The sequence below is a fragment of the Fodinibius halophilus genome (assembly GCF_011059105.1).
GTDB classification, from domain to species: Bacteria; Bacteroidota; Rhodothermia; order Balneolales; family Balneolaceae; genus Fodinibius; species Fodinibius halophilus.
This window is the reverse complement of the sequence record NZ_JAALLS010000005.1, coordinates 56493-71055: the sequence shown is the minus strand read 5'-3', so window position 1 is coordinate 71055 and position 14563 is coordinate 56493. Positions and strand designations below refer to the sequence as shown.

Genomic DNA, 14563 nt, shown 5'->3' with positions numbered 1-14563 from the left:
GGGAGCTCTTTTCCCCATCTGTTATCGAGATCCGCCGGCTGCCAGAGAAAGGATTTCGATGAATAGGTTTACCGAAGCTGGAAGGCGCAGGTGTGCGTAAAACCTAAAGCCCCCCTTCATACATCAGCCAGTTGTTTTATGGAGATCGCTGCGCTTCACTCGCGATGACAGCCGTTGAAGAGCAAGAAAAAGTCTTTTTTGTGGCTCTATCGGTGAAAGAGCTGGGAGTATGAACCGAAGGAGGTGCGGCTATGCGCCTCGAAGTTTTAACGTAGTGGCGGAGGATGCCTTCAAGAACTCTTCTGTTCTTTTTTTGTTACCCAAAAAAACCAAAAAAGTATCGGGGGAAAGCTAGATTTTGGTCTTTCTACAATTCTAAAACAGGGACTGCTCTTCCTGATTAGTCATTATCCTAAAAAACTTTTCCCAAGCTTTCCCCCGAACCCCCATTTTAAAAAAACTAAAAATCTTGTCATCCTGAACTAGGTTCAGGATCTCCTGTTTAAAGTTGGCATAGTACCTAAAGGGTTAAAAATATTCTCATCCATCGGGGAAGAACGCGGTAGTCTCCCTTTGAAGGGAGTGCCGCGAAGCAGGAGGGATGTTTATCTAGTGACTGGGTTTTATCCAATGATATCACCACCGATGGCATAGCCGTTTTTGGTAGTCTCCCGGATTTGAACGTTTATAAATTCTTGTATCTGTTCGTCCTTTTCTTTTTCATAGAAGTTTCCCACTGTTTCAGTTAGACGGTTAATTAATTGTGATTTTTCATTGTCGGTTAAATCATTTTTTGGAACAGTTAGTTGTAGTGTAGGCATGGATTTAAGGTTATTTTTGATTGTGTTTTCTATTGTGCAAATATTAGCAACTGAATGAATTTGGTGTATTGTCCTTTTTTCTTTTTGCAGTAATAAAAAAAGGAGTGTTCTAAGGGTAATTACTACAGGTGTTGTGATGGTTAATCAGCAACAAAGAAACTTTGGTATTGAGGTTATTTACATTCTTGATATTGCCTCCTTTTCCTGTTTGACAATCTGCAGAAACTTTGAATCAAATGTTGGCAGATCCGGCAGATCCAGCAGAAAGATATCCTCAAGAATTGACTGTAGTTCAGCCACCGTATTTAGATAGTTATTTTCTGTATTACCATCTAAATGATGAAATGACAGTCTGTTATTTTTAAGTGTATAGCGCCCATTCGGGGTTGGACGTGCAGCAGTAAGCCCTGTCACATAATGGGAGCCGGGATTATTAGACAGGTACCAGCTTTTGAGCTCATAGTCCACAAGATGTGTCGGGCGAAGGTCGAACCGGTATAGCGGTTCCCACTTATCTTTTAGTTGCACCTGCATTGTATAAATGTCTCCCTCTTTGATTAGTCGCCTTTCTTCGTGGGGCGTTTCTTGGATGATCTCCGTTTCCAGCCTAAGTGGACCAGTCATTGTATAATTGCCAAAACCAACATCAACCAGGTAGCGGTCATTATCAATATTGACCTGCAGCAGCATATGTGTACGGGCTGTGATTTCATCCGCATCCTTTTGCCAGCGGATACGTGCTGATAATCCCTTTACCTGGAATCCAAGCTCTTCCAGAACATGTTTAAACAGCAGGTTCTGCTCATAACAATAACCGCCCCGCTTGTTATCAACCATCTTGGCCTGCAGAGATTCCAGATCAAGGTTGACCGAGATTCCCAGCAGGGGATTGAGATTCTCAAACGGAATGGCTTGCGTATGTCTGTATTGTAGAGCTTTTAGGGTAGCCAGACTATGGGTAGTAGATCCGTCATAGTTAATTCGCTGAAAATACTTATCTAAATCGATGGAAGAACTCATGCGACCTCCTTGTTGTGATGTTTATTCTTTTTCTGATAGATCGCATCGGCAAACCAGAGAAATTCGTCAAGGAAGCTATCGGTGGATTCAACTACCTTTTCATTTTGAGGGCATACGAATCATCAAAAGCTGCATGCACTTGTGGAATAAGCAGTTTCTGTGGCATTGGAAAGGCACCAATACTCAAGATGATCTGCTGCAGGTGATGAGAAGCATTGATACCTCCAAACCCTCCGGCTGAAGTGGTGACCGCTCCAATAGGCTTTTTCTGAAATTCGCTCCAGAAATAATCGATGGCGTTTTTGAGTCCACCCGAAATACTGCCGTGATATTCCGGTGATATCCAAAGAATGGCATCAGCCCTATCAAGTCGGTTACTTATTTTCACCCCATTTTCGGGAGGATCGGGATGGTGGCCTACCCGCTCTTTGAGAACGGGTAGGGGATTTTTAGCGAGGTCAATAAGGTCTGCTTCAATATTACGATTTGTGAGTTCTTGGGTGATGTAGTGAGCAGCTTTGTGGGTTTGTCGTCCCATCCTGGTACTGCCCAGTAAAATGGCTACTTTCATCGGGTTAAGATTTAATGGTTGTAATTAAATAATCATTGTTTGTTCGCGGAAGGTTGCTGTAGTATACCGGAGTAATTGATCCTAAGATGTTTCGCTGGCCTGTTCATATCTTTTAGCTACGGCCTCCCAATCCACCACATTCCAGAAGGCATCAAGATAATCGCCCCGTTTGTTTTGGTAGTTGAGATAGTAGGCATGCTCCCAGACGTCTACTCCCAGGATGGGCGTTCCCTGGATCTCTGTCGTATCCATAAGGGGATTATCTTGGTTGGGAGTAGAGGAGATGGCCAGCTTATTATTGTCGCGTCGAACGACCAGCCAGGCCCATCCGGAACCAAATTGGGAGCCGGCCGCATCGGCAAAGGATTGTTTAAATGAGTCAAACGATCCGAAAGCATTCTCAATAGCTTCGGCCAGTTTGCCTTGTGGCTTTTCCTGGGGATTAGGACTCAGTATATCCCAGAATAAGCTGTGGTTGTAATGTCCACCGCCGTTATTGCGAATAGCCGTGGGCAACACCGAAGCAGAAGTCAGGATGTCGCCAATAGATTGGTGGGCATACTTTGTGCCTTTGATGGCGTTATTAAACTTGTTTACATATCCCTGGTGATGTTTGGAGTGATGGATACGCATGGTATCGGCATCGATGAAGGGTTCCAGGGCATCGTATTCAAATGAAAGTGTAGGTAATTGATGTGTCATAATCTTAGGTATTAGTTCGAGTTCACTGGCTAACCTAAGAACTTTCGATAATAAACAAAATAAACACTTGGAATATTATGATATCTATTTTTTATACCTCTGATAGGTAATACCAAATACTCTCTGATGGTTGTCAGCGTGAATGTTAAGTGGAGGTAGTTTGGATTTGACAGTGAAACTTGTACTTTTAATGAATTGACCAATTAAATACTTTGTTTATTATGAAAAATAGTCTACCGGATCACGAGCGAGCTGTTTGGTATCTGAAGACAGAAGGAGCTAAAACGGTGAAGGCTCTTGCCAATTCGATGGATATTACAGTCGAGGGTGCACGTTTCCACCTCATGAAACTGGAAAAGGAGGGGCTTGTGAAGTCAGAGTCTGTAGCAGAAGGCCGCGGACGCCCCAAACAGTTGTGGTCGCTTACTCAAAAAGGCCACAATCGATTTCCTAATGCGCATGCAGATCTTACTGTCGACTTAATTGATATGATGCGACAAACGCTGGGTCAGGAGGCACTGGATCAAGTGATTGCTGCAAATGAAAGCAGAACCTTAGAACGATACCAAGAAGAACTTGAAGGAGTTGAGGAGGTAGAAAAGCGGGTTAAAAAGTTAGCCGAAATTCGCAGTAATGAAGGCTATATGGCTGAATATGAGGAGTCCGGTGATGGGTTCCTGTTGGTAGAAAATCATTGTCCCATTTGTGATGCGGCAGAAGTATGTCAGGGTTTCTGCCGGGCAGAACTGAGTATTTTTCGGGAAGTCTTGGGAGAAGACGTAGAAGTGAATCGCGAAGAACATATCATCAAAGGAGCCCGGCGGTGTGCGTATAAAATTAGTGTATTGGATTAGTATTAAAAAGAAATGGGCAATTTTCTTAGCATCCAGCATGCACTGTTAGATATGGCAATTGGTAATATTTCAAGATAGGCTACAGCAAGGTAGAAATAACCTTTTTAACTGATAATACGATATTAAACCAGTTCAAGGAATACAAGTGTGTAAAACTGAACTTACCGGGGTTAATTGGTTTATTCCGGCCCAAAATGACCAAGATAAGATTATGACCGTGTTCTTTGAATATGTAACTGATTATGTGTTTGTCCATAATCATAGTTTATGAACAGGAGGTTCCTGAAAGCTAGAAAAAGTGTTTATAGGGAGCTTTGCAAAACCCGGCATGTCATCCTGAATTCAGTTCAGGATCTCGGTTTTAAGGTTAATAACTGTATATGAGATGCTGAAACAAGTTCAGCATGACAAGGTGTGACTAGTTTTGCAAAGCCCCCTTATAAAAAGTTCGATTATCAGCTGATCAGGTCAAGCACCTTCTTGAGAAAGCAAATTTTATCATTAGTCACTCACAGTCAGATCAGGTAATAGTTTATGTGATAGTTAACAAGAGTCGCAAAATATGAGAATCTTATTCCAACTATAGGATATAACCAATGTACGATCTGATTTTTGATAATATTTCGAAGTATATTCATTTAACAAAGGACGATAAAGCAGAGCTAAAATCTCATTTGAGGACCCATAAAGTAGGGAAAGGCCAATATCTGCATCAGCAGGGTAGGGTGGTAAAGTATGATTCTTTTGTATGTCAAGGAGCACTAAAATCTTCCTATATAGATAAGGAAGGAAAAGAGTACATTCTGCATTTTGCCATTGAAGATTGGTGGATTACCGATTTTGAGAGCTTTACCAATCAAACACCGGCTAAGCTGGATATCGTGGCGCTTGAAGATTCTGTGCTGCTCCAGGTTGATTATAATTTCTTGCAGGCACTTTTTGAGAAAGACTCTAAGTATGAACACTTCTATCGCTGTATGAACGAGCGTCATATGGTAACACTATTTAATGTTCTGCTTTCCCTATTAAGTAAGGATGCTGAAGAACGGTATCTTGAGTTTATTAGCCAATACCCCCAATTTTGGGATCGCTTGCCCCAATATGAAATAGCTTCCTATCTAAATGTGAGTCCCGAGCACCTAAGCAGAATACGAAAAAAGGTATCGCAAAAATCTGGTTAGTTTATTGATATAGATCAACGAGGTTTATGAAGAGAAGAGGTAGGTTTTGATATCAATTTATAACCAAAGATATCAACCGATGAAAACTCTTTTACATATCGACAGTAGCCCTCGCAAAAAACAATCCTATTCCCGGATGTTATCAAAATTATTCAGGGATAAATGGCTGAAAGAATGTCCCGCCTACCAACTTAACTACCGGGATTTAAATGCTACAGCCCCTCCACATGTTGACCTACCCTGGATTGACGCTGCCTTTACCCCGAAAACCGATCGGTCTATACAACAGCGACAAGCTCTTGAGCTAAGTGATTTTTTTGTAGATGAATTCTTAGCTGCTGATGTCTATTTGCTGGGAGTTCCCATGTATAATTTTGGTATGCCTAGTGTACTTAAGGCCTATGTAGATAATATTGTACGCGTGGGCCGCACGTTCCTATTTGATCCGGATGCCGCTCAACCTTATACCCCTTTAGTTGAAGATAAAGAAATGTTTGTGGTGATCATGACGGGAGACAGCGGTTATAGAAAAGGGGAGAGGTTTGCATCAATGAATCATCTTGAACCCCATATTCGTACCGCCTTTGGTTTTATAGGCGTAAAAGAAATCACATTTATCTATAGCGGTAATGATGAGTTTGGGGGAGTAAAACTGGAAGATTCTCTCGAGCAAGCCAAAGAAAAGATTGATTCAATATTCCATTCAAAAAAATCATTGAATGGAGCTTAGAAAAAAACTGGCATTGGAGATAGCTGCCAAAGACGGAGATAGTGATTTTTGATCTATGTCACGTTTTAGGTTTCTATTTCGTCTTACCTATGCAAACTAACATTTCCAATTTATTTAAATAGCATTATGACAGAACGTATTTCATATCAAGATGTAGCACCAGCATTCATGAATAGTTTAAATAACATTGAACAACAACTAAAAAAATCTGGCCTTAGTTTGAAATTATTAGAGCTGGTAAAGTACCGGGTTTCGCAAGTCAATAGCTGTGCCTTTTGTTTGGATATGCACCATAAAGAAGCGTTGGAACTGGGAGAAGAGGAGTTGCGGCTGCATTCACTACCCGCATGGAGAGAGTGTCCGTTCTATAGTGACAAGGAGAGGGTGGTACTAGCCTTTGCTGAGGCCGTAACGAATGCGATCGACGGGGAGGTTGAGGACCATGTTTTCAATCCCTTACAGCGCTTTTTCTCCAAACAAGAAATTGCAGCTTTGACCATTGCTATTACCCAGATAAATACCTGGAACAGGATCAATAAAGTCTTTAGAACCGTTCCGGGAAAATACCAGGTAGGGCAGTTTGGTTGATTCCCCAAAAGAGGTAATCACCTAAACAAAAAAGCCTTTGCAAGTTAGTACTTGCAAAGGCTTTTATTTTGAGTACCGCGTACGGGATTCGAACCCGTGCTACCGCCGTGACAGGGCGGCGTCCTAAACCCCTAGACGAACGCGGCATCTAGTTTTGAAGAGGCGACGGGCGGGATCGAACCGCCGTAGGAGGTTTTGCAGACCTCTGCCTGACCACTCGGCCACGTCGCCATATTATAAAGGCGTCTTCAGCACGCCCGACAGGACTCGAACCTGTAACCTACTCCTTAGAAGGGAGTTGCTCTATCCAGTTGAGCTACGGGCGCTCCTGTCTGTCCTTTGATAATGATATATCTTCTCAAAAGACATATTGTCGGGGAGACAGGATTTGAACCTGCGACCCTTCGCTCCCAAAGCGAATGCGCTACCGGACTGCGCTACTCCCCGTGTTTCAGAAAGATGTCAAATATAAGAGTCTTCTAGTCTCAAATCAATTTCAAATTGAAATGAATTTACTCTCTTAGTTTTACAACTAATTCCTCCATAAAACCAATGCCATAGGCTGTAAGCTGGATAAATGAAGCAACGGAACTGAGTAGTCCGATCTCTACACTTTTATTTTTTATTGATGCATGTGCGAAAATTAAAATGAACAGTGCGAGGAACGGAAGTATTGCTATTTCGAATAGAGATGGAGCCCAAAATGGAAGGCTAAACATCACCAGTGTCGCTACGGTAAAAAGGGCAGGTAAAGTGTGAATGGGTTTTAACTCTGATGGATAAAATCGACTGATGTTGATACGGGCTCTGCCAAAAAAGTGAAGCTGATGGAAAAATTGTGCTAAATCAGTGCGCCGTTTATGGTAAACATAGGCATCCGGAATTAGACCGGTCGTAAAACCGTGTTCTATGATACGAATGCTAAACTCAATGTCTTCGCCCATCCTGGTAATGCGATATCCACCGGTCTCTTCATAGACTTCACGGGATATTCCCATATTAAAACTACGGGGATGAAAAGTACCCAGGTGTTTTTCATTTCCTCGGGTGCCCCCGGTAGTAATGGGGGAGGTCATGGCATAGCTTATGGCCTTTTGTATGGGTGTAAAACTTTCGTGTTCACGGTCCGGGCCGCCATAGGCATCAAGGGGCTGCTTTTTTAAAAAGCTATTTACGGTTTCGAAGTAATGAGAAGGGATAAGGCAATCGGAATCGAATACGATAAAATAATCGCCCTTTGCCCTCTCAAAACCATAATTACGACTAAATCCCTGTCCGGAATTTTCTTTATAAAAGTACCGGATATTAAGCGTGTTTTTATATTGGGAAACAATATCTTTGCAGGGCTCTTCTGAGCCATCTTCAATGATCAGTATCTCAAAATTTTTATACGTCTGTTTAGTAAGACTTTCCAGTAGTTCATTAACCTCTTCAGGCCGATTATAAACAGGGATTACAACAGAGAAAAACATAATCAGGTTTTAAGATTTTGAGTAGGGCAAAACTACAAATAATTATTATGGAATTATAGTTGATCGTTGCTGAAACTCTGGTAAATAATTGCGTTCTTTAAAGGTCAAATTTTTAACATGAAATGTACATTGATTTATGGCTACCCATATTTTTCGAACGCTAATGTTTGTTTTGTTGCCTGCAGTAGTTTTTGGGCAATCTCTTGATCTCTCGGTTGTATCACCTACCACAAATAATTCTACATCCACTTTTGTGTTGGATGGTTCAGAGGTAGTCATAAAATCCTCGAATATACGGTTCCTCGAATCCGGTGCTACTATTAATGGTTATGAGGCGGTGGGTGTTGCCCCGGACCATTCTATTGTTAGCATACTGAAACGAAATGGAAAAAAAGGGGATATTGGTATTTATAGCTCTGGGGGTCAAAAATTAGATGAATACTCTACTATAAGTCTGGGAGATAACGACCCTTCAATTGCCACTTATCTCGCCAATAACGGAGACGTTTTACTTCGGGATAATATTGCTAATTTCACTTTCTATGGACGAGCCGGAGATATAACGGCTAACATGTCTAGTAGTTCACAAAGCAAAGGGGGAGAGAAAATTTCTGAGGTAGCTATCAGTGTTAATCAAAAGACAGTAATTATTTACAGTCCCAAAATAAAAAGGGGTAATAATTTTGGTTCACAAGTTAAATTAAAGATGACCAATGGGCGTTTTAAAGATATTTTTTATAGCAGTGACCGCTATATAAAGAGCATAAAACTTACAGATGATGGGGATGTGATGGTTGCTATTACTGCACAGCAGGGTACCGATGACCAGGCAATTATTATGGATCGATTTGGCAATGAGTTGAATACTATTTCTGCTGATGAGAATTTGATTGGAGCATCTTTTTCAGCGGATAGCAAGTATATTACGCTTTACTCCGGCGGACGGGTAATGGTACACAATGTGTTGAGTGGAGAAAGCCTTGGAGCTACCAGTTTCAGATCTCCTGTGTTCTTGGCTGATTATTTTCCTGAAGATAACTTGATCTTAGCACTCACAGGAAGTTACTCCGAAAGCGCAGGCGTTCTAAATAATGTTGAATTTCGTGGTATAAATTTGAAAAAGAGATCGATAACAAGTGAAGAGCTCGGATCTTCCATTGGGTTTATAAAAGGACTAGATGCAGATATTGATCGGTTGTCGGCTGATAACTATCAGCTGAACGGAGGAAGTAAAAGAGTACGTATTCGAGCAGATTTTTAGCAGTCGGTAAAAAATATGTACCAATAAAAAAGGCCTCCTGACGGAGGCCTTTTTGTTTATTTAAGTTTATCCAAACAGTTATTCAGAAGCTTTTGCTTCGGATTTCGATTCTTCATCGTCATCAGAAGCCCCATCTTTTGAAGACTTGGCTTCTTCTTTACCGTCGTCCGAAGTTGTCGACTCATCAGTTTCATTCCAATCAAAGGTTAAGCCGTCTCGCGACTTGTTCATCTTGATTCTGATCTCTGAGCCTTCGGAATGATCGGCTTCAAGTAGCTCTTCAGCAAGCGGCTCTTCAACATACTTTTGGATAGCACGTTTTAGCGGACGAGCACCGTACTTCTGGTCAAACCCTTTGTCACTTAAGAAGTCTTTGGCACCTTGCGTAACCGAGACTTCGTATCCGAGATTGTGGATACGTTTGAAGAGATCGTCAGATAGGATATCTATAATCTGGAAGATATCTTCTTTTTCGAGTGCACGGAAAGTGATGACATCATCAATACGATTTAAGAACTCAGGATTAAATACCTTTTTAAGGGCATCTTGTATTGTTGACTTCATCTGTTCATAGCTAAAGTTGGAATCTCCGGTAGAGAAACCAATACCTTCTCCGAGGTTGCGGATATCACGAGCACCAATATTGGATGTCATGATGATAATGGTATTTCGGAAGTCAACTTTACGTCCCAGGCTATCTGTAAGAATACCATCGTCAAGAACCTGTAGCAGGATATTGAAGACATCGGGATGGGCTTTCTCAATTTCATCGAGAAGAACCACACTATATGGTTTTCGACGAACTTTTTCCGTAAGCATACCGCCCTCTTCATATCCAACATAACCCGGAGGCGCACCTACAAGACGTGATACGGAGAATTTCTCCATATATTCACTCATGTCAATACGGATAAGAGCATCTTCTTTGTCAAAGAGATATTCGGCTAGCACTTTGGCCATTTCCGTTTTACCAACTCCGGTAGGACCTAAGAATATAAACGATCCGATTGGTCGAGTGGGATCTTTAAGTCCTGCACGTGTTCGTTTAATTGCTTTTGTAAGCTTAACAATAGCTTCATTTTGGCCAATAATTTGCTTGGAGAGTTCCTCCTTCATCTTGACCAGCTTCTTGCTTTCACTTTCATTTATTTTGCTGACAGGAACGCCACTCATCATACCTACCACATGAGCCACATCTTTCTCTTCAACATCATAAATGATTTCTTCCGACTCTTTTTCCCATTTTTTCTGGGCTTCATCAAGTTCTTCATTTAAGCGCTTCTCTTTATCACGGAGACGTGCGGCCTCTTCAAAACGCTGTTTTTTAACCATGCCGTTTTTCTTTTCACTGGTTTCTTCGATCTTTTCTTCCAGATCGATGATGTGTTGCGGCACATGGATATTGGAAAGGTGGACACGAGCCCCGGCTTCATCGAGAGCATCAATAGCTTTGTCGGGCAAGAAATGATCCGTGACATAGCGATCGGTTAAGCTAACGCATGCTTGGATGGCTTTCTCTGAATAAGCAACGCTGTGGTGGCTCTCATACTTATCCTTGATCTGGCTAAGTATCTCAATAGTTTCTTCAGGAGTAGTGGGGTCGACCATAATCTTCTGGAATCGACGCTCAAGCGCCCCGTCTTTTTCAATATGCTGGCGGTATTCATTGAGCGTTGTTGCACCAATAGCCTGAACTTCGCCTCGTGCCAGTGCTGGCTTGAGCATATTAGAAGCATCTAGCGAACCACTTGCCCCACCTGCACCTACAATAGTATGGAGTTCATCAATAAAGAGAATAACATTCTTTGTTTTTTCGAGCTCGCCCATTACCGCTTTCATGCGTTCTTCAAACTGTCCGCGATATTTGGTACCGGCAACGAGGGCAGCAAGGTCAAGAGCAATTACTCGTTTGTCATAGAGTACCCGCGATACCTTTCTTTCAATGATACGCGAGGCCAGTCCTTCGGCAATAGCTGTTTTACCAACTCCGGGTTCTCCAATAAGTACGGGGTTGTTTTTCTTTCTTCGGCTTAGTACCTGGGCTACGCGTTCAATTTCTTTATCTCTTCCAATAATTGGGTCGAGCTTACCATCTTCAGCTAATTGTGTTAAGTCACGGCCAAAGTTATCGAGTACTGGTGTTTTTGATTTTTCCATTTTCTTTTCTCTAGAGCTTCCGGAGGATTGTGAACCTTTGGATGAAGATAGGCTGGCAGAAACAGAGCGTGAGTCAGCACTTTTGTCATCCGAAGATTTTCCTGAAATAATTAGATCAAGTTCTTCACGTACGGCATCGTACGAAATGTTGAATTGCTGTAAGATTTGTGCGGCGATATTTTCGTCATCGCGCAACAGCGAGAGCAACAAATGTTCCGTGCCGATAGTATCACTTTTATAAAGCTTAGCTTCCAGATAGGTAATGCGCAGTACTTTTTCAGCCTGTTTGGTAAGTGGAATATTACCCACTTTTACTGAACCGCCTGTTCCGCGCACGGTATCTTCAACAGTCTTCTTTAGTTTGAAAAGATCACAATTTAAATTTTTGAGTATTTTGACGGCGACACCTTCTCCAAGACGTACAATTCCAAGGATGAGGTGTTCTGTTCCGATATAATCGTGTCCAAGACGCAATGCTTCTTCGCGACTAAATTGAATAACATCTCGAACTTTGCTAGAGAAATTACCCTCCATATAAATCGAACCTTCTTGTAGTTTTAGGGTTATGTTTCAATCGGTAAAACGAGTGAGCGAACTATTTAGTTCATATTCTTTTAACGAAAGTAGTACTGGCATCGTGCAAAAGCAAACGGGAAAAAATACCCAAAATATTTGCCAGTAGACCTTATAACAAAAGAGGTCATATCTAAGTTGTAAATAAATTATCTGCTCAATCCTGATTTTAAAATAGTAAATTCTCACCAAAATAATAGGTGAAATTCGGCAAGGTTTTTTTTAGTAAGGGTAGTCAGGCAAAATTCTCTCAACTAATGATCTCATAAAATATTACTAATAAAACTGATAAAAGTAGTTTCAAAGTTGAGATAAAAATCGACTTATCGTATTCTTGATTCAAATATCCCGTTAATATTTAATTGTAATTGATGATACAACAAGCTCGAGAGACGCTCAAGAATGTTTTTGGATTTAAAGAGTTTCGTCCCCTTCAGGAAGAAGTAATAGATCATGTATTGGAAAGAAAGGACGCTTTGGTTGTTATGCCCACCGGTGGCGGAAAGTCGCTGTGCTATCAGATTCCTGCCCTTGTTTTCGACGGACTTACAATCGTTGTTTCTCCACTTATTTCTTTGATGAAAGACCAGGTGGAGCAATTACGGGAGTATGATATTTCGGCTGTCCAACTCAATAGTACGCTTTCTCGGCAAGACTACCAGCACAATATCGACCTGATAAAGCGAGGGGAGGTTTCACTGCTTTACCTCGCCCCGGAAACATTGATGATGCCACGTACAAAAAAGCTGCTTGAATCACTTGACATAGATGTTTTCGCAATTGATGAAGCGCATTGTATTTCGGAATGGGGGCACGATTTTCGTCCGGAGTATCGAAAGTTGGCCGAGGTGCGTAAAAATTTCCCTGATGCTGTCGCTATCGGTCTTACAGCCACCGCTACGCCTCGGGTACAGGAAGATATCAAGGCGACTTTGGAGCTAAAGGAAACGGAAACATTTATTGCCAGTTTTAACCGAACGAATTTGTTCGTAGAAATCCAGGACAAGCATCGTCCATTGGATCAAGTGTTGACTTTCTTAGAACAGCACGAAGATCAATCAGGCATCATTTATTGTTTTTCGCGCAAGCAGGTGGATGAGTTGACCCAAGAATTGGAGATTGAAAATTTTTCGGTGCGTTCCTACCATGCAGGGCTTTCAGAAAGACAGCGTAGCAAGAATCAAGAAGCCTTTATTCGCGATGATGTGGATATTATAGTGGCGACCGTCGCTTTTGGAATGGGGATTAATAAGCCGGATGTACGCTTTGTTATACATCATGATATGCCGCAGAATATTGAGTCCTACTATCAGCAGATTGGGCGAGCAGGCCGCGATGGGTTACAGGCTAACTGTCTGATGCTGTTCAGTTATTCTGATATTAATAAGATCAGGTACTTTATCAACCAAAAGCAGGGGCAAGAGAAGAAGATAGCTGAACGGCATTTAAATGCCCTGCTGCAGTTTATTGAGAGCAACAAGTGCCGTCGCATTCCATTGATGGAGTATTTTGGGGAGACCTATTCCCCTGATAATTGTGATATGTGTGATAACTGTATTGGAGAACCCAAACAGGTACAAGACCTGACGGTTCAGGCCCAGAAATTCCTTTCCTGTGTTGTGCGTACTGATCAATATTTTGGGGCTACTCATATCGCTAACATCTTACGGGGATCAGAGGCTAAAAAAATAAAGGAACACGGACATGATGAACTTTCAACCCATGGCATTGGACGCGAGCTGTCTAAAAAACAATGGAAGAGATTGGCCCAGCAGTTACTTATCCAGAATTTTTTGAAGCGCGACCCTGAATATGGAAGTTTGAAGATTAAACAGGCAGGAATCGAGCTATTAAAAGGTAGAAAAACGTTGCATGGAAAGGTGAAAAGCAGGAAGAAAAATACCGGCCGGGGCGCTTCACGAACAGCAGCCTCGGCGAACAAGATCGATTATGATGAAGTACTCTTCCAACAACTGCGAGAAAAGCGTAAAGAGCTGGCTGATGAAGCAGATGTGCCGCCATATGTAATCTTCCCTGATACTACGCTTACTGAGATGGCCTATTACTTTCCCCAGAGAAAAAAGAGTATGCGTGCTATTCACGGGGTGGGGTCGGTCAAACTTAAAAAGTATGGTGCAATTTTCGGGAAACTAGTTAAGGAGTACTGCGAGGAACATGGTATTGCGGAAAAGAAAAAAAGGCAGGCCACGACCCGCAGGTCATCCCGGTCGTCTGCGGGAACCTCCGGCAAGAAACGTCATCATAAAGTTGGACGAGCCTATAACAAGGGAAAATCTATCAAGGAATTGAGGGCCAAATATGATGTTAAACTGTCCACTATTCTCAAACATCTCCGCAACTATTACAGGGAGGGTAATTCCTTGCGCCCCGAAGGGTTCCCGGAAATCAGTGGGCTGGACAAAGAAGAGCAAAATATCGTTTGGCAGGCCTACAAAAAATGTGGCACTGATCTGTTGCGCCCGGTTCATGAAGAACTTGATGGGAAAATAAGTTATGAAGAACTGAAAATTATGCGATTATACTACTTGGCACAAACTGGTAAGGGAGGCTAGGGTATTAGCAGTCGTAAATTGCTTATATCCTATAGAAAGAGGGGGTTGCAGGGAAGGTAC

At 42.0% G+C, this 14563-nt stretch carries 12 protein-coding genes and 4 tRNA genes; 6 read left to right on the top strand and 10 right to left on the bottom strand.

What is annotated here, in order from left to right; all coding sequences use genetic code 11:
* Window positions 1-623: 623 nt before the first annotated feature.
* The 4 genes from G3569_RS05430 to G3569_RS05415 all read right to left on the bottom strand — a co-directional run bounded on the left by G3569_RS05430 (window position 624) and on the right by G3569_RS05415 (window position 3114).
* A complete protein-coding gene (locus G3569_RS05430) occupies window positions 624-821 on the bottom strand; it encodes a tautomerase family protein (protein WP_165266856.1) in 198 nt (65 codons plus the stop codon).
* Between the two features lie 177 nt (window positions 822-998).
* A complete protein-coding gene (locus G3569_RS05425) occupies window positions 999-1841 on the bottom strand; it encodes an arylamine N-acetyltransferase family protein (protein ID WP_165266854.1) in 843 nt (280 codons plus the stop codon).
* 91 nt (window positions 1842-1932) lie between these two features.
* A complete protein-coding gene (locus tag G3569_RS05420; protein WP_205720045.1) occupies window positions 1933-2412 on the bottom strand; it encodes an NADPH-dependent FMN reductase in 480 nt (159 codons plus the stop codon).
* Window positions 2413-2493: 81 nt separating this feature from the next.
* A complete protein-coding gene (locus G3569_RS05415) occupies window positions 2494-3114 on the bottom strand; it encodes a superoxide dismutase (protein WP_205720044.1) in 621 nt (206 codons plus the stop codon).
* Window positions 3115-3335: 221 nt separating this feature from the next.
* On the opposite strand from G3569_RS05415, the gene G3569_RS05410 reads away from it, so the two are divergent.
* The 4 genes from G3569_RS05410 (at window position 3336) to G3569_RS05395 (ending at window position 6467) form a co-directional block, all read left to right on the top strand.
* Window positions 3336-3968, top strand: coding sequence for a helix-turn-helix transcriptional regulator (locus G3569_RS05410; protein ID WP_165266852.1), 633 nt, complete (start codon window positions 3336-3338; stop codon window positions 3966-3968).
* 596 nt (window positions 3969-4564) lie between these two features.
* Window positions 4565-5149 (top strand): Crp/Fnr family transcriptional regulator, encoded by a 585-nt coding sequence (locus G3569_RS05405; protein ID WP_165266850.1) that lies wholly within the window; start codon window positions 4565-4567, stop codon window positions 5147-5149.
* A gap of 79 nt (window positions 5150-5228) precedes the next feature.
* Complete coding sequence (locus tag G3569_RS05400) at window positions 5229-5879, top strand: FMN-dependent NADH-azoreductase (RefSeq protein WP_165266848.1); 651 nt, start codon at window positions 5229-5231, stop codon at window positions 5877-5879.
* A gap of 126 nt (window positions 5880-6005) precedes the next feature.
* Entirely contained in the window at window positions 6006-6467 is a 462-nt protein-coding gene (locus tag G3569_RS05395; RefSeq protein ID WP_165266846.1) for a carboxymuconolactone decarboxylase family protein, read from the top strand.
* A 73-nt stretch (window positions 6468-6540) separates the two neighbouring features.
* Here G3569_RS05395 and G3569_RS05390 read toward each other — a convergent pair.
* From G3569_RS05390 to G3569_RS05370, 5 genes are all read right to left on the bottom strand, one after another.
* A tRNA-Asp gene (locus G3569_RS05390) sits at window positions 6541-6613 on the bottom strand.
* Between the two features lie 14 nt (window positions 6614-6627).
* A tRNA-Cys gene (locus G3569_RS05385) sits at window positions 6628-6698 on the bottom strand.
* A 21-nt stretch (window positions 6699-6719) separates the two neighbouring features.
* A tRNA-Arg gene (locus G3569_RS05380) sits at window positions 6720-6793 on the bottom strand.
* 47 nt (window positions 6794-6840) lie between these two features.
* Window positions 6841-6914, bottom strand: a tRNA-Pro gene (locus G3569_RS05375).
* A gap of 65 nt (window positions 6915-6979) precedes the next feature.
* A complete protein-coding gene (locus G3569_RS05370; RefSeq protein ID WP_165266844.1) occupies window positions 6980-7939 on the bottom strand; it encodes a glycosyltransferase family 2 protein in 960 nt (319 codons plus the stop codon).
* A gap of 136 nt (window positions 7940-8075) precedes the next feature.
* On the opposite strand from G3569_RS05370, the gene G3569_RS05365 reads away from it, so the two are divergent.
* Window positions 8076-9200 carry a hypothetical protein gene (locus tag G3569_RS05365; protein ID WP_165266842.1) on the top strand — a complete coding sequence of 375 codons (1125 nt, stop codon included), beginning with the start codon at window positions 8076-8078 and terminating at the stop codon, window positions 9198-9200.
* Window positions 9201-9278: 78 nt separating this feature from the next.
* On the opposite strand, the gene G3569_RS05360 is transcribed toward G3569_RS05365, so the two are convergent.
* On the bottom strand, window positions 9279-11891 hold the full coding sequence (locus G3569_RS05360) for an ATP-dependent Clp protease ATP-binding subunit (RefSeq protein ID WP_165266840.1): 2613 nt from the start codon (window positions 11889-11891) through the stop codon (window positions 9279-9281).
* 410 nt (window positions 11892-12301) lie between these two features.
* On the opposite strand from G3569_RS05360, the gene recQ reads away from it, so the two are divergent.
* Entirely contained in the window at window positions 12302-14503 is a 2202-nt protein-coding gene (gene recQ, locus G3569_RS05355) for a DNA helicase RecQ (RefSeq protein WP_165266838.1), read from the top strand.
* Window positions 14504-14563: the final 60 nt, after the last annotated feature.

Excerpts from the sequence above, each read along its gene's own strand:
- G3569_RS05430 (WP_165266856.1), bottom strand. The coding sequence starts at position 821 with ATGCCTACACTACAACTAACTGTTCCAAAAAATGATTTAACCGACAAT.
- G3569_RS05425 (WP_165266854.1), bottom strand. The coding sequence starts at position 1,841 with ATGAGTTCTTCCATCGATTTAGATAAGTATTTTCAGCGAATTAACTAT.
- G3569_RS05420 (WP_205720045.1), bottom strand. The coding sequence starts at position 2,412 with ATGAAAGTAGCCATTTTACTGGGCAGTACCAGGATGGGACGACAAACC.
- G3569_RS05415 (WP_205720044.1), bottom strand. The coding sequence starts at position 3,114 with ATGACACATCAATTACCTACACTTTCATTTGAATACGATGCCCTGGAA.
- G3569_RS05410 (WP_165266852.1), top strand. The coding sequence starts at position 3,336 with ATGAAAAATAGTCTACCGGATCACGAGCGAGCTGTTTGGTATCTGAAG.
- G3569_RS05405 (WP_165266850.1), top strand. The coding sequence starts at position 4,565 with ATGTACGATCTGATTTTTGATAATATTTCGAAGTATATTCATTTAACA.
- G3569_RS05400 (WP_165266848.1), top strand. The coding sequence starts at position 5,229 with ATGAAAACTCTTTTACATATCGACAGTAGCCCTCGCAAAAAACAATCC.
- G3569_RS05395 (WP_165266846.1), top strand. The coding sequence starts at position 6,006 with ATGACAGAACGTATTTCATATCAAGATGTAGCACCAGCATTCATGAAT.
- G3569_RS05370 (WP_165266844.1), bottom strand. The coding sequence starts at position 7,939 with ATGTTTTTCTCTGTTGTAATCCCTGTTTATAATCGGCCTGAAGAGGTT.
- G3569_RS05365 (WP_165266842.1), top strand. The coding sequence starts at position 8,076 with ATGGCTACCCATATTTTTCGAACGCTAATGTTTGTTTTGTTGCCTGCA.
- G3569_RS05360 (WP_165266840.1), bottom strand. The coding sequence starts at position 11,891 with ATGGAGGGTAATTTCTCTAGCAAAGTTCGAGATGTTATTCAATTTAGT.
- recQ (WP_165266838.1), top strand. The coding sequence starts at position 12,302 with ATGATACAACAAGCTCGAGAGACGCTCAAGAATGTTTTTGGATTTAAA.